Annotated in this window: 15 protein-coding genes; 14 read left to right on the plus strand and 1 reads right to left on the minus strand. The window is 63.0% G+C overall.

All coding sequences use genetic code 11. The features are described from left to right. The first annotated feature begins 78 nt into the window (after positions 1-78). The 8 genes from nuoG (at position 79) to ACWJKU_RS01705 (ending at position 10,033) form a co-directional block, all read left to right on the plus strand. Positions 79-2,757 carry an NADH-quinone oxidoreductase subunit NuoG gene (nuoG, locus tag ACWJKU_RS01670; protein WP_454145296.1) on the plus strand — a complete coding sequence of 893 codons (2,679 nt, stop codon included), beginning with the start codon at positions 79-81 and terminating at the stop codon, positions 2,755-2,757. After that, complete coding sequence (gene nuoH / locus ACWJKU_RS01675) at positions 2,754-3,698, plus strand: NADH-quinone oxidoreductase subunit NuoH (RefSeq protein WP_454145297.1); 945 nt, start codon at positions 2,754-2,756, stop codon at positions 3,696-3,698. The genes nuoG and nuoH overlap by 4 nt, the downstream gene beginning before the upstream one ends. 28 nt (positions 3,699-3,726) lie before the next feature. Further along, the gene (nuoI, locus tag ACWJKU_RS01680; RefSeq protein ID WP_454145298.1) at positions 3,727-4,254 is read left to right on the plus strand and encodes an NADH-quinone oxidoreductase subunit NuoI; all 528 of its coding nucleotides are present in this window, start codon (positions 3,727-3,729) and stop codon (positions 4,252-4,254) included. Between the two features lie 9 nt (positions 4,255-4,263). Further along, positions 4,264-4,764 (plus strand): NADH-quinone oxidoreductase subunit J, encoded by a 501-nt coding sequence (nuoJ, locus tag ACWJKU_RS01685; RefSeq protein WP_454145299.1) that lies wholly within the window; start codon positions 4,264-4,266, stop codon positions 4,762-4,764. Next, positions 4,761-5,072, plus strand: a complete 312-nt coding sequence (gene nuoK, locus ACWJKU_RS01690) for an NADH-quinone oxidoreductase subunit NuoK (RefSeq protein ID WP_454145300.1) — start codon at positions 4,761-4,763, stop codon at positions 5,070-5,072. The genes nuoJ and nuoK overlap by 4 nt, the downstream gene beginning before the upstream one ends. Positions 5,073-5,244: 172 nt before the next feature. Next, the gene (gene nuoL, locus ACWJKU_RS01695) at positions 5,245-7,077 is read left to right on the plus strand and encodes an NADH-quinone oxidoreductase subunit L (protein WP_454145301.1); all 1,833 of its coding nucleotides are present in this window, start codon (positions 5,245-5,247) and stop codon (positions 7,075-7,077) included. Next, the gene (gene nuoM / locus ACWJKU_RS01700) at positions 7,077-8,603 is read left to right on the plus strand and encodes an NADH-quinone oxidoreductase subunit M (protein WP_454148005.1); all 1,527 of its coding nucleotides are present in this window, start codon (positions 7,077-7,079) and stop codon (positions 8,601-8,603) included. The genes nuoL and nuoM overlap by 1 nt, the downstream gene beginning before the upstream one ends. Continuing rightward, entirely contained in the window at positions 8,600-10,033 is a 1,434-nt protein-coding gene (locus ACWJKU_RS01705) for an NADH-quinone oxidoreductase subunit N (protein WP_454145302.1), read from the plus strand. Before nuoM ends, ACWJKU_RS01705 begins: the two co-directional genes overlap by 4 nt. A gap of 96 nt (positions 10,034-10,129) precedes the next feature. On the opposite strand, the gene ACWJKU_RS01710 is transcribed toward ACWJKU_RS01705, so the two are convergent. After that, a complete protein-coding gene (locus ACWJKU_RS01710; RefSeq protein WP_454145303.1) occupies positions 10,130-12,322 on the minus strand; it encodes a TonB-dependent receptor domain-containing protein in 2,193 nt (730 codons plus the stop codon). An 856-nt stretch (positions 12,323-13,178) separates the two neighbouring features. On the opposite strand from ACWJKU_RS01710, the gene ACWJKU_RS01715 reads away from it, so the two are divergent. The 6 genes from ACWJKU_RS01715 (at position 13,179) to ACWJKU_RS01740 (ending at position 19,088) form a co-directional block, all read left to right on the plus strand. Next, the gene (locus tag ACWJKU_RS01715) at positions 13,179-14,111 is read left to right on the plus strand and encodes a type II secretion system protein (RefSeq protein WP_454145304.1); all 933 of its coding nucleotides are present in this window, start codon (positions 13,179-13,181) and stop codon (positions 14,109-14,111) included. Between the two features lie 311 nt (positions 14,112-14,422). Continuing rightward, positions 14,423-15,157 carry a hypothetical protein gene (locus ACWJKU_RS01720; protein ID WP_454145305.1) on the plus strand — a complete coding sequence of 245 codons (735 nt, stop codon included), beginning with the start codon at positions 14,423-14,425 and terminating at the stop codon, positions 15,155-15,157. A 40-nt stretch (positions 15,158-15,197) separates the two neighbouring features. Then, a complete protein-coding gene (locus ACWJKU_RS01725) occupies positions 15,198-15,875 on the plus strand; it encodes a type II secretion system protein (protein ID WP_454145306.1) in 678 nt (225 codons plus the stop codon). Then, entirely contained in the window at positions 15,875-17,035 is a 1,161-nt protein-coding gene (locus ACWJKU_RS01730; protein WP_454145307.1) for a prepilin-type N-terminal cleavage/methylation domain-containing protein, read from the plus strand. Before ACWJKU_RS01725 ends, ACWJKU_RS01730 begins: the two co-directional genes overlap by 1 nt. Before the next feature lie 32 nt (positions 17,036-17,067). Continuing rightward, a complete protein-coding gene (locus tag ACWJKU_RS01735; protein ID WP_454145308.1) occupies positions 17,068-18,480 on the plus strand; it encodes a hypothetical protein in 1,413 nt (470 codons plus the stop codon). Further along, positions 18,477-19,088 carry a hypothetical protein gene (locus ACWJKU_RS01740; protein ID WP_454145309.1) on the plus strand — a complete coding sequence of 204 codons (612 nt, stop codon included), beginning with the start codon at positions 18,477-18,479 and terminating at the stop codon, positions 19,086-19,088. Before ACWJKU_RS01735 ends, ACWJKU_RS01740 begins: the two co-directional genes overlap by 4 nt. Positions 19,089-19,116: the final 28 nt, after the last annotated feature.

The following is a 19,116-nucleotide window of genomic DNA, read 5'->3' on the forward strand; positions in this document are numbered from 1 at the left end:
CGGCTTCGAGTCCCCGCACCTGTCGGGGAGCGGTCGGGCGCGGCGTCCGTAAAGCTCGAAAGGGAATAGGATTCGATCATGGCGAAAATTACGGTAGACGGACAAACTCACGACGTAAAAGCGGGCGACAATCTGCTCAAGACCTGTCTGTCGCTGGGGATGAATTTGCCGTATTTCTGCTGGCATCCGGCCTTGGGGTCGGTGGGCGCCTGCCGGCAATGCGCGGTCGTCCAGTACAAGGACGAGCACGATACCAAAGGTCGGCTGGTCATGGCCTGTATGACGCCGGTGACCGAGGGCTTGCGGGTGTCCCTCGAAGCGCCTCAAGCTCGGGAATTCCGCGCTGCCGTCATCGAATTCCTGATGACCAATCATCCCCACGACTGTCCGGTGTGCGAAGAAGGCGGCGAATGTCACTTGCAGGACATGACGGTCATGAGCGGACACACGTTTCGCCGGTACCGGGGCTTGAAGCGCACCCACCGAAACCAGTATCTGGGGCCGTTCGTCAACCACGAGATGAACCGCTGCATCGCCTGTTACCGCTGCGTTCGCCTTTATCGCGACTATGCCGGGGGCAGGGATCTGGACGTGTTCGCCTCGCGCAACAATGTCTACTTCGGGCGCTTCGAGGACGGCGTTCTCGAAAACGAATTCAGCGGCAACCTGGTGGAAGTCTGTCCCACCGGAGTATTTACCGACCGGACCTTCAGCAAGCATTACGTCCGCAAATGGGATTTGCAGAACGCGCCTTCGGTTTGCGCGCATTGCGCGGTGGGATGCAACACCAGCCCCGGCGAGCGCTACGGAACCCTTCGCCGCATCGTCAATCGCTATAACGGCGAGGTGAACGGCTATTTTCTCTGCGATCGGGGCCGTTTCGGCTACGGATTCGTCAACAGCGAGCGGCGCATCCGCCAGCCGATGCTGCGGGGAGAGCCGGTCTCCGGAGAAACCGGCCTGTATCATTTCAAAAGCCTGCTCGGCGGCCATACGATCGGCATCGGCTCACCCCGCGCCTCGCTGGAAGCCAACTTCGCCCTGCGCGAACTGGTCGGCGCGGCCAATTTCTACGCCGGATTGACCCAGACCGAAGCGTCGCTGGCGGCGGCCATACTGGACGTGTTCAGGCACTGGCCGGTACATGTTCCGTCGCTGCGCGAGATCGAGCGGGCGGACGCCGTTCTGGTGGTGGGCGAGGATGCGACGAACACAGCGCCGCGCCTGGCGCTCGCGCTGCGCCAGGCGGTACGGAACCGCGCGTTCGAACGCGCCGACGAACTGAAGATAGCGCACTGGCAAGATGCCGCCGTGCGGGAGGCCGCTCAGGACGAGAAGAGTCCTCTGTTCATTCTGGCGCCTACCGCGACCCGACTGGACGACGTGGCCGAGTCGATTTACCGCGGGACGCCGGAAGACATTGCGCGGCTGGCGTTGGCGGTCGCCCATCGGATCGATCCGGACGCGCCGGTCGTGGCCGATCTTTCGCCGGAGGATGAGCGTCTGGCGGAACGCATCGGCGACAGCCTCAAATCCGCGGCGCGCCCGCTCGTGGTGTCGGGCACCGGCTGCGGGAGTCTCGCCGTGATCCGGGCGGCGGCCAATATCGCCTGTGCCCTGGCGAACCGGCGGGAAGGCCGGGCGACCGATCTGTGCTACGTCGTGCCGGAATGCAATACGCTCGGACTGGCCATGATGGACGGGCGCAGCGTCAAGGATGCGTTCGCCGCGGCAACGGCTCAAGACCTGAATACCGTGATCGTGCTGGAGAACGATCTTTACCGCCGGGCCGACGCCGGGGCCGTGGACAGTTTTTTCAACCGCAGCAGGCACGTGGTGGTGATCGACCATATTCGCCACGGCACTGCGGCCAAAGCCCAGTTACTCCTGCCGGGCGGCACGTTCGCCGAGACCGAGGGCACGCTGGTCAGTCTCGAAGGGCGGGCGCAACGGTTTTATTCCGCCATGCCGGCCGGCGGCGAAATCCGGGACAGTTGGCGCTGGCTGGCCACCGCCGCCGGCGCGCGCTGGGCGAACATCGATGCGCTTACCGCCGCCTGCGCCGCGGCTCTGGCGGATTTCGGCCCGATCCGGAATGCCGCTCCGCCGGCGGGCTTTAGGATCGACGGCGAAAAGATTCCGCGCCAGCCGCACCGCTATAGCGGGCGGACCTCGATGAACGCGAACCGCGATATCCACGAGCCCAAGCCGCCCGACGACCCGGATTCGGCTTTGGCGTTTTCCATGGAAGGCGCGAATATCGATGTGCCGCCGGCGCTGTTGCCGTTCTTCTGGGCGCCCGGCTGGAACTCGAATCAGCAGTCGGTCAACAAGTTTCAGGACCAGGTGGGCGGCTCTCTGCGAAACGGCGATCCCGGCGTCAGGCTTTTCGAATCGCCGAAGACGCCGAAACCCCGCTGGTTCGACGAAGTGCCCTGCCATTTGCGCGACGAAACGCGCTGGCGATCAATTCCGCTTTATCACATTTTCGGCAGTGATGAATTGAGCGTGCTGTCGCCGCCGGTGGCGGAGCGGGTGCCGCCGGCCTATGCCGCGCTGCATCCGGACGATGCGGCCATGCTGGATGTCGGCGAGACTTTGGCGGTGCGGCTGAACGAGCGCCTCGTGCGCTTGCCGCTGCGGCTGGAGCCGTCATTGCCCAGAGGCGCCGTCGGCATCTCGGTCGGCCTTGCCGGGCTGTTCCGGAGCGATCTTCCGGCCTGGATCGCCATCGAGAAAGAGGGGGGCGGGTCATGACCGTCGGATCGCCGTTCGACGTCGCCGGCATTCTCCTGGTGTTGATCGGCACGGCGGCGCTTCTGATCTGGGTGGAGCGGCGGCTACTCGCTTGGTGGCAGGACCGGCTGGGACCCAACCGGGTGGGGCCGCTGGGCTTGCTCCAGGTGGTCGCCGACATGGTCAAGATTCTGAGCAAGCAGGACTGGATTCCGCCTTTCGCGGACAAGCCGGTGTTCCTGCTCGCGCCGACCATCATCATGGTGCTCATGCTCGCCGCTTTCGCCATCGTGCCGGTCGCGCCCGGCATCGGGGTCGTCGATTTCAGCTTCGGCCTGCTTTATTTCCTGGCGCTCTCGTCCTTGTCCGTCTACAGCGCGGTGCTGGCCGGCTATGCCTCCAACAGCAAGTATGCTCTGTACGGATCGTTGCGGGCGGCGGCTCAGACCTTGAGTTACGAAGTCTTCATGGGCCTGTCGATCATGGGCGTGGTGATGCTGGCCGGGACCTTCGACCTCCGCGCCATCGTGGAGGCGCAACGCAACGGCTGGTACGTGGTTCCGCAGTTTCTCGGATTCGTCCTGTTCCTGATCGCGTCGGTCGCCGAGACCCATCGCGCCCCTTACGATTTGCCGGAAGCCGAGCAAGAACTGGTGGCCGGGTTTCACCTGGAATATTCGGGCATGAAGTTCGGCATGTTCTTCGTCGGCGAATACGTCGCGATCACGCTCAGCTCCGCCGTCATCGTCACCTTGTTCTTCGGCGGGTGGCTGGGGCCGGTGTTGCCGCCGGTCGTGTGGTTCATCCTCAAGACCCTGGCGTTCATCCTGTTCTTCATTCTGCTGCGCGGCGCCTTGCCGCGGCCGCGCTACGACCAGCTCATGGCGTTCGGCTGGAAGGCGATGCTGCCGCTGTCGCTGCTGAATCTTCTGGTTACGGGAGGCATTGTCCTATGGCAGTGAAGCGGCGAAACCTCGGGCGGGTGCGGCCATGCTGAAAGCTTTCCTGAGCCAGTTGCAGACGCTGTGGACCGTGCTCGAGCATACGTTCACCAAGGCCGACACCGTGCAATATCCGGAACAGAAACCGGCTTTGTCGCCGCGCTATCGCGGGCGCATCGTGCTGACCCGCGACCCCGACGGCGAGGAACGCTGCGTGGCCTGCAATCTCTGCGCCGTGGCTTGTCCGGTGGACTGCATCGCCCTGCAGAAAACCCAGGACGAATACGGCCGCTGGTATCCGGAGTTCTTCCGCATCAATTTTTCCCGCTGCATCTTCTGCGGGTTTTGCGAGGAAGCCTGTCCGACCTACGCCATTCAATTGACGCCGGACATGGAAATGGGCGAGTACGACCGCCGCAACATGGTTTACGAGAAGGAGCATCTTCTGATCGACGGGACCGGCAAGTATCACGATTACAACTTCTACCGCGTCGCCGGGAAAAGTATCGCCGGAAAGGGCAAGGGCGAGGCCGAGAACGAGGCGCCGCCGGTGGATGTCAGGAGTTTATTGCCTTAGGAACGCATCATGATGCTGTACGTTTTGTTCTACACCGCCGCCCTCGTCGCCGTGTTCTCCACGGCGCGGGTGATCATGAGCATCAACGCCGTGCATGCGCTGCTTTATCTGATTCTGTCCCTGATCGCATCCGGCGTGGTGTTCTATCTGATGGGCGCCTATTTCGCGGCGCTGCTCGAAGTGATCATCTATGCCGGGGCCATCATGGTGTTGTTCCTGTTCGCCGTGATGATGCTCAATCTGGGGCAGCAGACCCTCGAACAGGAACGGCGCTGGCTGCAACCCTCCGCATGGCGCTGGCCTACCGCCATAGCGACGGTATTGCTGATCGAATTTCTGTTTGTGCTGAAGAAGGGCCAGAGCTTTGCCACCGGTCATATCGTCACGCCGAAGGAAGTCGGAATGCAGCTCCTGGGGCCCTACGTGCTGGCCGTGGAACTGGCGTCCATGCTGCTCCTGGCCGGACTGGTGGGCGCCTATCATCTGGCCCGGCGCGAGGCTACGCCATGACCGGCGCCATTCCTTCGGAACACGGACTGATTCTGGCGGCCGTCCTGTTCGTGCTCGGGCTGACCGGTGTCTTGGTGCGGCGTAACCTGATCTCCGTCCTGATGTCTCTGGAAATCATGTTGAACGCGGCGGGGCTGGCGTTCATCGTGGCCGGCTCGCGCTGGAATCAATCCGACGGGCAGATCATGTTTCTGCTGGTGCTCACGCTGGCGGCGGCGGAAGTGGGCGTGGCCCTGGGTTTGGTGATGCAGATTTACCGTAGATTTCAGACTTTGGATGTGGATGTGTTGAGTCGGATGAAGGGTTGAGCCCGCAGGCGATATGAACCGTCGATGTCTATTTCGGACTACCTTGGTTTTTTTCCTTCCCCTTGCCAGAAGGGAAATCGGATTTTGATGAAGAGGAGTGAGGAATGATGGGCGCTGCAGCCGCGAGGGGACTGGCGCAGGACAACCCTCTAACCAATAAGGAGAAATAAGGGTGCTGAACTACTTGGGCCTTGTTCCGCTTTTCCCGTTGATCGGCTTTCTGATTCTGGTGGCGAGCCAGGGGAACATGCCGAGGCGCTGGGTGCCCTGGATCGGCGCCGGGGCCGTCGGACTGTCGGTCATATTCGCCGCGCTGATCGGCGTCGAGTTCTTGAACGGCTCGCTCGCGCCGTACCGCCAGACGCTGTGGACCTGGATCCAGGTGGGCGGTTTCACGCCCGGAGTGTCGCTCTATCTCGACGCCTTGTCCTTGAACATGATGTTCGTGGTGACCGGCGTCAGCTTTCTCATCCACGTCTACTCGGCCGGTTTCATGGCGGACGATGCCGGTTATGCCCGTTTCTTCGCCTACATGAACCTGTTCGTCTTCGCCATGCTGATACTGGTGTTGGCGGACAACCTGGTGCTTTTGTACCTCGGCTGGGAGGGCGTGGGCCTGTGCAGCTATCTCCTGATCGGCTTCTGGTACGAGAATCCGGAGAACGGCGCGGCGGCCCGCAAGGCTTTCGTGATGACCCGGGCGGGCGATACGGCGATGACGGTGGGGCTGCTGCTGCTTTTCACGCACCTCGGCACTCTCGACATTCAGACCCTCATGCAGAGGGCGGCCTCGACTTGGCCGGTCGGCTCCGGCCTGGCCGCGCTCGCCGCCGTGCTGCTCTTGGGCGGCGCGGTCGGCAAGTCGGCCCAGTTGCCGCTGCAAACCTGGCTGCCCGACGCCATGGCCGGCCCCACGCCGATCAGCGCCCTGATCCACGCTGCGACCATGGTGACCGCCGGGGTCTATCTGATCGCCCGCACCCATGCGCTGTTCGAGTTGGCGCCCGCGGTGTTGCAACTGGTCGCCGCCATCGGCGCCGTCACCCTGCTGATAGCGGGCTTCACCGCGCTGACCCAGCGCGACATCAAGCGGATTCTGGCGTATTCCACCATCAGCCAGATCGGTTATATGTTCCTGGCGCTGGGGGTGACCGCGTTTTCGTCGGCCATCTTTCACCTGACCACGCACGCCTATTTCAAGGCACTCCTATTCCTCGCGGCCGGAGCGGTGATCCATTGCTATCACCACGAGCACGACATCTTCCGCATGGGCGGTCTCAGAAAACGGCTGCCGGTCGCGTTTTGGAGTTTCGTCATCGGCAGCGCCGCGCTGACCGCGCTGCCGCTCACCTCGGGTTATTTCAGCAAGCACGAGATCCTGGCTTCCGCTTTCCGGGCGGAAAACGGATTGTGGTTCTGGGCCGCCGGCACGCTGGGGGCGCTGCTGACCGGCATTTATAGCTTCCGCTTACTGTTCGTCGCCTTTTTCGGTCCGGAAAACGAGCGGGCTTCGGAGCATCTCGGATTCGCCATGACCATCCCGCTCATTCTGCTCGGCGCACTGGCCTTGTTCGGCGGCTGGGTTTCGATGCCGCTGGGTTCGGTGTTCCCGAAACCGGAATCGGGCGAGCTGGGGCCGATCGCGGGCATACTCACCGATCTGGCGCCGTTCATCGGGATCGGCGTCGCGGTGCTTTTCTATCTGACCCGGACCTTTTCCGCCGAAGCGCTGGCGGCGACCGATTTGGGGGGCGTGTTGCACCGCTTCTGGTTCAGCGGCTGGGGATTCGATTGGCTCTATGGGATGCTGCTGGTGAATCCGTTCCGTCGGCTGGCCGCGATCAACCGGGACGACGTGGTGGACGACGTCTATCGCGGCGTTGCGGCGGTCAGCCGCTACGGGCACCGCGCGTTCGCCGCCACCCAGACCGGGCAGTTGCGCTGGTATGTCGCCGGCCTTACGGGCGGAACCGTGCTGGCCATCGCCCTGGGGATACTGTCGTGATGCTCGCGGCGCTGATTCTGGTGTTGATAGCTGGCGGCTTGCTCGCCTGGCAGGCGGAGCGCTATGCCGCCGATGCTCCGCGCTGGATCGCGCTCGCCGCGCTGGTAGTGGACGGCGCATTGCTGGTTTCCTATTTCGCCGGAGGTTTCCCCGATGCCGGCGTTTGGCTGGACGATGTCCACTGGCGCTGGATACCGCGCTTCGGTATCGGTTTTCATCTCGCGCTGGACGGCGTCAGCCTGTTGCTGGCCGCCCTGACGATTTTTCTCGGCGTCATGGCCGTGGCGGCGTCCTGGACCGAGATCAAGGCGCGGGTGGGATTCTTCCACTTCCATCTGCTGTGGACGCTGGCCGGCGTGATGGGGGTGTTTCTCGCGCTGGACCTGTTCCTGTTCTTCGTGTTCTGGGAAATCATGATCGTTCCCATGTATTTCCTGATCGCCTTGTGGGGGCACGAGGACCGGGCTTACGCGGCCATCAAGTTCTTTTTGTTCACCCAGGTCTCGGGGCTTCTGATGCTGCTGGCCATAGTCGTGCTGGTGGTGATCCACCACGGCAATACCGGCGTTTATACCTTCGATTATTTCGATTTGCTGAAGACGAATCTCGACGTCGCTGCCGCTTTGTGGCTGATGCTGGGTTTCTTTATCGCCTTTACCGTGAAACTGCCGGGCGTGCCGTTCCATACCTGGCTGCCGGACGCCCATACCCAGGCGCCGACAGGCGGCAGCGTCATTCTGGCGGGAGTGATGTTGAAGACCGGCGCCTATGGGCTGTTGCGCTTCGTGATCCCGTTGTTTCCCGAAGTGGTCGCGGATTTTTCCCCGGTGGCGATGGGGCTGGGCGTGGCCGGCATTCTCTACGGCGGCGCGCTGGCTTTCGCGCAGTCGGACATAAAGCGCCTGGTCGCCTATACCAGCATCAGCCACATGGGGTTCGTGCTGGTCGGGTTGTTCGCCTGGAATGCGCTGGCGCTGCAAGGCGTGGTGATCACCCTGCTGGCTCACGGGATTTCGGCCGCCGCCCTGTTCGCGCTGGCCGGAGCGCTACAGGAACGCATCCATACCCGCGACATGAACCGCATGGGCGGACTTTGGACCGACGTGCCGCGCATGGCGGCCATCGGCTTGTTCTTTTCCATAGCCGCGCTCGGCATGCCGGGGCTCGGCAATTTCGTCGGCGAGTTTCTGGTGCTGCTGGGCGCCTATCGGGCGGATGCCGCCGTGACGGCCGCCGCCGCTCTCGGCTTGATCATCGCGCCGGTTTATTCGCTGATTCTGATTCAGCGGGCTTTTCACGGCGAACCGCGGGAAAAACATCCGATGCGCGATTTCGGCGCCCGCGAGATGGCCTTGATGGGCGCGTTGATCGCGGCGACGGTCTGGATCGGGGTGTATCCGCAGTCCATGCTCGGCGTTTCCGAAGCATGGTCGAAGAGCAGTCTGAGCGTCTGGGAGGACGGCGTCGCGCGGCAGAGTCATTCGCGGCTCGATAGCATCAGCCTGTTGAGCGGGGGAAAGCCATGATCACCGCAACCGATCTTCTCGCGCTCCTGCCTTTGATCGCGCTGTCGTCCGCGGCGGTGATCGTGATGCTGGCCATCGCTTTCCGGCGCGATCATCGCCTGATCTTCGTCCTGACCGTCATCGGTATCCTGGTCTCGCTGATTACGGTGCCGCTGGCCGCGGACCTCGCTCCGAGGCCGGTAACGCCGCTTCTGCGGGTGGATCGCTATGCCCTGGTCTTCATCGTCCTGGCCTATGCCGCGGGCCTGGCCACAGCGGTGCTGTGCCGGGAATATTTCCGCGTCCGCAAGGGCCAGCCGGAAGAACTTTATCTTCTGATGCTGACCGTGCTGCTCGGCGCGGGCGTATTGGCCTCCGCCCATCATTTCGCAGCGTTCTTCCTGGGGCTCGAAACCCTCAGCGTGTCCCTGTTCGCGCTCATAGCCTACCCCTTGCGCGAAAGCCGGGCGCTGGAAGCGGGTATCAAATATCTCGTGCTGTCCGGCGTCGCTTCGGCGCTCCTGCTGTTCGGCATGGCCTTGATCTACGCCGAGACCGGCACCCTGGCATTCGCGGCTCCGGGCGCCGCGCCCGGAACGTTTCCGTCCGTCATCGGAACGATCCTGATCGTGGTGGCCGTGGGTTTCAAATTATCGCTGGTGCCGTTTCATCTCTGGACCGCCGACGTCTATCAAGGCGCGCCGGCGCCGATCACGGGCCTGCTCGCGACGGTTTCCAAGGGCTCGGTGTTCGTGTTGCTGTTGCGCTACGGACTGGAAAGCGGCGTTCTTCGCGCGCCGGTACTCGATGTCCTTCTGGCGTCGATCGCCGTCGTTTCCATGCTGGTGGGCAATCTTCTGGCTTTGCGGCAGAACAACGTCAAGCGCATTCTGGCCTATTCCTCCATCGGCCACATGGGTTATCTCCTGGTGGCGCTGATCGCGGCGAATGTTGTCGGAGGAGATTTCGCGGCCGAAGCGCTGATGGTTTATCTCGCCGCTTATTTCCTTATGACGCTGGCGGCGTTCGGCGTGGTTTCGGTCATCAGCCCGGCCGATCGCGAGGCGGAAGATCTGGACGATTACGCGGGGCTGTTCTGGACTCGTCCCTGGCTCGCGACCGTGTTCAGTGTGTCGCTCCTGTCTCTGGCCGGCATACCGCTGACCGCCGGCTTCGTCGGCAAGTTCTACCTGTTCGCGGCCGGAGGCCAGGGTTCGCTCTGGGTGCTCATGGGGGCGCTCATCGTCGGCAGCGGACTGGGGCTCTACTACTACCTGCGCATCGTCTTCCGGATGGCTCAGGCGCCGGGCGCAATGCCGCTCCGATCGGAAGCCCAGCCGCTCGGCGGGCATTTCGTGCTGGCCGTGTTGCTGCTTTTGATTTTCGGTCTGGGCGTTTATCCCGCACCTTTCATCGATCTGCTGCATCCGAAGATCGAATCTTCGAAGTGAGCGAAGAACGAGCCGGAACGCGCGTCGGCGTTTTTGCCGGCCGCCGCCGTGTCCCGTCTTTCCCGATTGCGGGAAGGGGCGGGCGGTGTGCGGTCATCAAAACTTCAATGTCACGCCTACATAAGCCGAGCGTCCCATGCCGGGCAAGGCGGTGCCGTAGGTCATCGGACGCGCACCGAGGTAGGCGCCGCCCAGCGGCAAATCGTAGTTCTTGTCGAGCAGGTTATCGAGTCCGGCGTCGACGCGGACGTGCTTCCATTCGTAGCCGGTGCGCAGGTTGACCAAGGCGTAGCCGCCGGTCTTGAGTTCGTTTCTGGCGTCGGACACGTCGGTTTTCGACGCCACCAACTGAAGTTCGACGGCGTTGTTCCAGCCCCCCCATTCGTGGTCGACGGTCAGTTTGGCGTTGACCGGCATCATGTGGTAGAGGTTGTCGCCGGTGTCGAGGTTTTCGCCGCGGACATAGCCCAGTATGCCCCGGCCGGTAAAGCGTCCGAAGCGCGTGTCGCCCAGGAGCGCCTTGCCGGAGAAGTCGACGCCGTAGAGCTGGGCGTCGTGGTTGGCGAACTTGAGAAACACGAAACCGTCGGTCGCCCGCAGATTCGCCGCCGTGCAGCCCGTGCCCACAGCCGGCGGGCAACGGTCCACGTCGATGTAATCTTCGACATAGGTGTAATACGGCGTGACCTTGACGTCCCATTCTCGTTGCTGCGCGTCATGCCAGCCGAGCGTGACGCTCAGCGTATGGGCCACCTCGGGCTCCAGGTCCGGGTCGCCGACATAGCCGTTGCCGTCGCCGAACCAGCCGTTCATGTTCATGGCCATGCGCCCCAGATCCCAGGCGTAGCGTTCGTAAAGGTTGGGGGAACGGTTCTTGCGCGCGTAACCCGCTTCGAACTGGCTGGTGGCGTTGGGCGTATAGCGCACCAGGGCGGTCACGTCGAAATTGTCGTCGGTGCGGGCGCGGCTTTCGGCGTTGAAAGCTCTGGCCGCCGTCTGGTCGGCGCGCTGCATCATGGACATCGAGGAATACGGCTGCACGGTGCCCGCATTCGTGCTCACATGGTCGTGGCGCAGACCGAGCAGCGAACTCCATTGCTCGTTCCAGCGCGCATCCCACTCGGCGAAGGTGCCTATCCGGTCGCGCTCGCCCTTGCGGATGTTCCAGAAAGTTTCCGGTCCCATCATCATGCTGCCGGCGACCGGCGGCCACCAGTCGTCCAGTTCGTTGCGATGGTATTCGTTGCCGACGCGCAGCGTGTCCCGATCCGACAGCGGTATCTCCGCCTTGACCAGATAGCCGAGGTTGACGCCTTCCGTCTTCATCGGCATGTCGGCGGGCTTTTTGTCTCTCAAGAAGTTCATTTCGTGCTGGGTGTTCTCGTAGTAGAACCGGGTTTCGAAATTGCCCCAGCCGAATTTTCCCTTGTAGCGGACATTGCCGAAGGTGCTGTCGTTGTCGACCATGTCCATGCGCGCGTTGGGGAAGCCCTGGCGAGGAATGTTCTGTTGCCCCGCATTGATGACCAGCAGATGGTCGTCGTTGCCGAGCGCCAGGGTCATCGAATGGTTCTGCGCCTCGTACTGGCTGGATTTGACCTCGAAGCCGCCGCCCGCCTTGTAGTTGTCGCTCTCGGTGTGGGAGCCTGTGTAGGAGAGGGCAATGTGCTCGCCCGCCGCGCTGAGCGTCACGCTGCCGCCGAAGGCTTCGCCGTTGCTGCGGTAGAACGACGAAACGCTGCCCCCGAATAGCGTGCCTTCCTCGGCCGTGGCGAAACGGGGCGTGATGGCATCGAGGATGATCGTACCGCCGAGGCTGTCGCCGCCGAGGCTGACCGGCGTGATGCCCGCCACCATCGTCGCCTGCTCCACGTTGCGCAAATCGATGTAGGACAAGGGCGGATTCATGTGATTGGCGCAGGCCGAGGTGATCGACATCCCGTTGATCTGCACCTTGACCCGGTCGTCGTTGAGGCCATGAATCACCGGCAGGCTGGACAATCCGCCCGAACCGTAACGGCTGAAGCCCGGCGCGTCGTCGAACAGCTCGGCGGTGTCGCTGATGCGGGCTTGTCTCTTGGCCACCTCTTCGCTGCTCGATTCGGTAGTGTTCAGCGATTTGAACTGCGGCGTCCATGATTCGATCACGAGGATTTTATCGAGCTGCACGGTTTCGCCGCTGTTTCGGATCTCCGCCTCATCGGCGGCGAACGCCGCGACGGCGTACGAGAACGAAAGGGCGCCGGTCAGCGCCTTGGCCAATCGTTCGTTCAAAACGGTCTTTTTCACACATAACCTCGTCAGATAGCACAAGAGAAGGTGCCGGCGAGGGCCGGCTCCGAGCGTTATGGCAAAAACCGCACCAAATGTAGGTTATTTAAGTATTATCAAATGCTTACTTTATTATGTATAAATTTTTTATTGGCGGTTTGAGGCAAATGCCATGCCATACTGAGCGATATCGCGTACATCGACACTTTCGTTCTTTCCTTCGAACCGGGGACAGGTTCGGGACGAGGCGCGCCTGCCGCAACACCGCGCACTCCAGGGCGCTCGCTCGATAAGTTCGGCGATTTGTTCGCCGGGAACGGTCGCCCTCTCCCGGGGCCCGATGGCTGAAAGAAGGACAAGGGGCCGGAAAACGCGGGCGCCGGTGGGCCAAAAAAACATTTCGGGCAAATCCCGCAGTCGCTCGGCGATTTGCCGCAGCGTCGCCGAAAGTCCGGGCGAAGCCCTAAGTTCATGGTTATATCGCGATTTACTGATTTATTGGTTGCCTCATTCGCTTAGGCGCCCTATGTCATTTCCCTCATGTTTTCGATGGTTTTGCTCGTCCCGCGTAGACCAGGTTTCGAAATTCGTCAAGTCGGCTACGAAAAATCAAAGACATAAGATCGCTGGCACGCTTTCTGTAATCCTAGGCTTACTTTGTTGAGAACCGCGTTCGCCAAAAAGAAAGTGCGGCGGGGCGAGGCAAAGGGCAGAAGAGCGAAGAGAAAGAATGGACGATTCAGGCAGAGAATACGGTTTGGGGGGAAGGTTCTCCCGGGCTGAGGCCAAGGACACGGATGGCGCCCTCTCTCAGTTCGCTTGACGTTAATCGAGTGCGAATCTTTTAACTAAACGAAGTTCAGGAGAACCTTCAATGAAAAATAATAACGCAATCTTGTCGGAACAGGCACCCCGCAGACAGGCGGGTATGACGCTGATCGAACTGACCGTCGTGCTGCTGGTGTTGATCGGCCTGGCGGGCTTGCTGATTCCCTACGTAACCGGTTTCGTCGGAAAAACGCACGACAGTACCGGCACCAACAATCTGGCCAATCTGGACAACGCCGTCCAGCGCTACCACACCCAGTTCATGGGGGCTCCGAACAACCTGGAGGCCCTGATTAACGGCGCGGCCGCCACCGCCGCCGCAGCGCCCGATTGCGCAGGCGCTGCGGCGAACGACGTCTATTGCAAGATGATGCACACCGGCTTCTTCGCGCCCGCAACCATAGACCCTGCGGGAGCGCCGGGTTCCGCCGATCTGGTCCGGTACAGATCGCTGAACATGGCCGGCATCACTTCGCTGTTTTACAACGATCCGGATACGGCCAATGCCACGTTTGCATCCACGCAGCCGACGCCGACCGACCTGACGGCCGGCTCCCACACTGTGGCGACGGTGGCCGCGGTGGCCACGCTCGGCGCCGGCACCATCGAGGATCACATGGCGCAAGCTTTCGGGCGGCAACCCAGCAGCTTCGATTCGACTTGCTACGACTACGTGGCCTTCGGCATCGGCGACGGCTCCAGCATGACCGGCCGCGTCATGTCCACTGCGCCCGTCCATTTCGCCAGCCAGAGCAGCATGGGTCCGGTCAACAAATACAACCGTTTCATCGCCGTCTACCAGGTGGACAAGTCAATGGCTGCGGTCGCGCCCGGCGCTGCCAATTCGGGCTGCACGGCGGGCATGGAAGCGGCCAAGTTCATCGGTACGGCGATGGCGATGGGCTCCGGCGCGGGTCATCTGTGGGGTACCGCTAACAGCTTGAGCCACAGCTACGAGAATATCGCTAACGGCAGCTGATGATCCCGAACCGGGCGCAGTAGCCGCGGGCCGGGCTCGGGCGAATCTTGCCCGGCCTGCATAGCGAAGACCGGACGCAGGACGCGTCCGGCTCAAGATCGGAAAATCTTCAGCCCGACAGGTACGGACGGATGCCGGGCTGATCCCATCGCTGAGCCGCTCCGGGGCGGCTCAGCGATGGGACGCAAAAAAACGAACTGCTGGGGACAAGGGACAATCCGAGCCGAACCCGCCTTGAACCCGGCCGGAGGGAGAAGGGCGCTTCGGCGCCGACGCTCGTGCTCGTCGAACCACTGGAAAAATATCTGCGTATGATTGCGTCGAACCACCCGCTACACCGCTTTTTCAGGGCGCGCCGCCGGATGAGCCTGTCCGAGCGCGCGGCCGTGCTGACGATCGTGTCGGCATCAATAGGCGTGACCATGTCGTTTGTGCACGGCGGCGATTTCGCGGCCGAGTGCGCCGCCACCGATGCCGGCCTGATCGCGGTCCGCGCCGCAATTCTGGGCGTGCCGGCCAGACTGGGCTACCGCGCCGATGTCGGCGAGATTCCGCACTCGATCCACGATCTGTTCGACCCGGCGTCGCTGCTGCTGCCGCTCCACGCCTTCGATCCGGCGACCGGCCGGGGCTGGCACGGTCCGTACCTGAGAGACGGCGTGCGGATCGACGTCCGCAAGGCCCATTGCAGCTTCTCCGACGACAGTTGCGGCAGCGGCCGCTTCATCAACGGCTTGGCGAACGGCGATATGGGCGTCCTCGACGGATTCAGGCATCACGCGCCCGAATGCACCAATTCGGATGCCGAACGCTACTGCCGGAATCCGATCGTGCTCCAGATTCCCTGCGACGACAAGAACCGCAACGGCGCCTGCGGCGACCGGGAAGATATGTGGCTGCCGGGCAACGCGCGGCTGGTATCGGCCGGCCCCGACGGGGTGCTGGAAACCGCCCTGACCGACTACAACGCCGGCAGCCGGGGCGACGACCGGGTGCTGTACCTGCAAATGGGCGATCCGGGCGGCGGCAACCGGAAGTGCAAATGACGCCGGCCGATTCGCTTCGGGCGGCGCTGACACAAGAACGATGAACATTCGCAATCAACGCGGCATGACGCTGGTCGAGCTGAGCGTCGTGCTGATGGTGCTGATCGGGCTGGCGGGCATCGCCATGCCGTATCTGAGCGGAACAAGCCGGGCGGCCGCCTGCCAAACCACCGACGCCAGCCTCGCCGTCCTTCGCGACGCCATCATGGGCAGCGGTGCGGCGCCGGGATATCGGGGGGATATGGGCGATTTGCCGCGGCATCCGACCGCAGCGGCCGGCTCGGGCCATAGCCTGCATTATCTGCTTGCCGACTGGGACGTTTCCGACCCGGACTGCCTGCCTCCCAACGACCCCGGCAACGCGAGCTGCGACAGGCATCGGGCATTCAACCCAGCCACCCGCCGCGGCTGGCACGGCCCCTATCTTCTGAACGGATCGACCTTGAACGAAACCACCGGGGAATTAGGGGTTCGGGACATGTTCCGCAATCGCGGCGCCATCGTTCTGCAAATACCCTGCAACGACGTCGACGCCGACAATACCTGCGATGCCGGAGAAGCCCGGATTGCCGATTACGCCCGCCTGGTGTCCCCGGGGCCGGACGGCGCGCTGGACACGTCCGAGGCTGACGCGAACGCCGCGAATCGCCACGACGATCGCGTGCTGTTCTTGCGCCTTCCCGATCCTCGACCCGAGGGAAATCAGGCGTGCGAGTGATGAAGCGGCAGAGGCGTGCTCGGCACGAAATCGGGCCTTTCCGCAAGCAAAGCGGCCTCACTCTGCTCGAACTGACCGTCACCCTGCTCATTCTCGCCATGCTGAGCACGGTCGCCCTGCAATCGACCGGCGGACTGCAGGACCAGGCCCGCTTCGAACAGACCCAAAATCGCCTGCATATGATCCGCGAAGCTATCCTCGGCGACCCGCGCAAAACGGTGAACGGCCGGGCGGTGGTCAGCGGATTCGTGGCGGATATGGGGCGGTTGCCGAACGATTTGCGCGAGTTGCTGGACGGCACGGGATTACCCGTTTACGCCATCGATCCTCTCACCGGCCTGGGCTACGGCTGGCGCGGACCCTATCTCCCGAGTTCACAGAATCCGGCACACCCCGATGCTTTCACCGACGGCTGGGGACGAGAAGCGCAGGGTTATTGCAGCGACTTGAATTACACGAATCAACTCGACTGCACGACCGGCGGCGGTACGTGGACCCTGGATACGGCCGACCGGAATTACGGATGGTGGTACGGCATAAGCGGGGGTGATGATGCCGTGGTTTTGAGTTACGGCAGCGATCGAGTCAGAGGTGCCGGCAATTGCGGCGACGACTATAGGAAAGACTGTTTGGGTCAGGTGTTGAGTCAGGATTATCAGCAAACGGGGATCAGCCGTTTACACGTCAATTTCATCGGGCCTGGCGCGGGTTGCAATAGCCCATATAACTCCCCGGTTCATCTGCATCTCGTCATCCGAAATGACGGGGGGCTAGTCCGAAAGGTCAGCGACCCTAACAGTTCAACGCTGTACAAAGACTGCGCTCAGCCGGGTGTGACCTTCAACTTCTCGGGAACCAATGTCATCGATTTGCGCTTGGGCGAATACGCGGCGGCAGTCTTTGAGGATGCTACCGGCAGTTATGGCGCCCAAGCGGTTTGCGAAGCCAATAAAGGCTATTGGGATGCCGCAAACAGCAAGTGCTGGAAACCCACCCAGGAAATCGTCAAAACCCCGCCAATTTCCGATCCGGCGGCGTGCAATGCACAGGGAGGATGGTGGGAAGGAGGATCGACGAACAAGTGCTTCGTAGTCTCCTACGCGACCAATCTCTACTGGCCGCGATCTTCGATAGCGCCCATCGAATGGCTGTTGCCCTGAGCCTTGGCCGTCGCGATTGATGAATCCATCTCATGCTTAAACAAACCCTCCAAAAATTCCGCCTGCGCTCCCCGGGCCCCGCCCATACCCTGATCTTCGCCGGCGCCAAGGAGGTCGTCCGGGTCGATGCCGATGGCGAGGGCGAGATCGGGGTGCCGGAGGTCTTCGGCAAGGCTTGCGAAGGCATCGAGACGTTGCCGGAGATCGTCGCCTTCGTCGCCGCCGCGAGCGGAAGGACGTTCGGCCGGAGCGTCTGGGTGCTGTGCGACGGGTTGTCCGTTCATTCCCTGAGCCTGCCGACGGTCCAGACCGCCGGGGTTGCCGACGATTTGCTGATCCAGGCGCTGTCGTTCGAACTGGAGGCGGCCATGGGGTTTCCGACCGCCGGGCGCGATCTGGCGTTCACGCTGACCGGTTCCGAGGACGACATGAACCAGTATTGGGTGTCGCTCGCGCCGCAGGATGCGTTCAAGCAGGTTCAGGCGGCGGTCGGGAAAGCGGGCGGCCGGTTGAGCGGGCTGCTCCATCCGGGGGGACTGCCTCTGCCGCTTTCGGACGGGAGCGGCGATTGGTGGCGTCTGGAATATTGGCCGGAAACCGTGCTGGGGATATCGGGAGCGGGAGCCGGGGCGGACTCGGTGCAGGCGTTCCAGCCGCGGGCGCAGCGCGATCTGGAGCGCTGGCGCAAGCGGTTGCCGGCCGGCGCGCGGGTGGAGCAGCTCGGTTCGGGAGCGGTTCAGGAGAGGGCGGCTGAGATCGCCCATTTCCGGCTCGACGACGAAGGCGACCTGCCCCGCTGGCTGGGCGCCTGGGCCAAGCTCCTGACGGCGGCCGAAGCGCCGGTGGTGCCGGTATTCCGTCCCAGGGCCCATCCTTACCGGGAATATTTTTTCATGGGCGGGTTCGCGGCCGCCGCCCTGGCGATCTGCGTCGCACACTTCGGCTGGTTCTCGGTTCAGGCGGGCCGCGCTCAAGCCCGGCTGGACGAGCTGAAGAAGGCCGACGCCGAGATCAAGACGCTGCGCGACGCCATCAAGAAGAAGCAGGAAGAATACGACAAGCTGCGCAAGGACGTGGCGGCGCTCGAAGGCAGCCAGGCTTCGCTCCCGGCGGTGGTGAGCGCCTTGCGCGAGCGCCCGGCGGCGCTGTTGAAGGCGCTCGCGCAATACCGCACCGACGGCATCGTCATCGACGAGATCGCGACCGGCCAGGGCGAGATTGCGGTGCGGGGCATCGCCTTGCGCCCGAGCGAAGCGGTCCGCCTCGCGTCGTCGCTGCACGAGCCGTTACAGCCCCTGGGCTGGGACGTGGCGCCCGCGCTCAGCAACGATCTGAAATATTTGGAAGGCGGCGGCCCGTGGGGTTTCGAAATCAAGCTGAGGGATGGCGGTCTCGAGGGATTTTCGCAATCGCCGGCGGCGAGCGAGCGGAAGGAGGGCGCATGAACGAGGAAAAGCGGGAACGGCTCCTCAAGCGAATTCTGCCGGCGCTGGTGCTGCTGGTCGTTTATTTCACGTTCGTCAGCGGGCGGATCAGCGGCCAGGCCGAACAAACCGAAAAAGAGGCGACGGAGATGATGTCGCGCGGAATCGCGCCGGAAGCCCTGCCGGGCGTTCGCGCCCAGCAGACCCGGCTCGACGAGGACATCCGGCGCATGAAAAGCCAGCAGGACGAGTTCAACCGCATGGTCCAGGAGCGGACCGGGCTGGCGGGGCGTCCGGGTTACGCCGGTCAGGTGAGCGACCGCGTGTCGCGGCTGCTCGAACGGCACGGTCTTCGGGAAGGCGACAATACCGCCGAAGACCCGGGCCAGAACCTGCCCAAGACCTACCGCGACATCGTTCAGCGGCTGCAAAACGCCAAGGATTCGCGCTGGACGCTCCTGCGCGTCGACTTTGCCGGGGATTATCGCGCCGCCCGCCGGGTTTTCGAGGCCATCGCCGAGGACGACGGCGCGGCCCTGCTTCCGGTGATCTGGGCCATGTATCCGCCCGGCGACGAGTCTTCGGATTTGCAATGGTCCTTGTGGATGTGGCTGGGGCCGGGTGCCTGAGCGGAGTAGCGCCGGCCGTTTCGATGGG

This window comes from Methylocaldum sp. MU1018 (assembly GCF_053646775.1).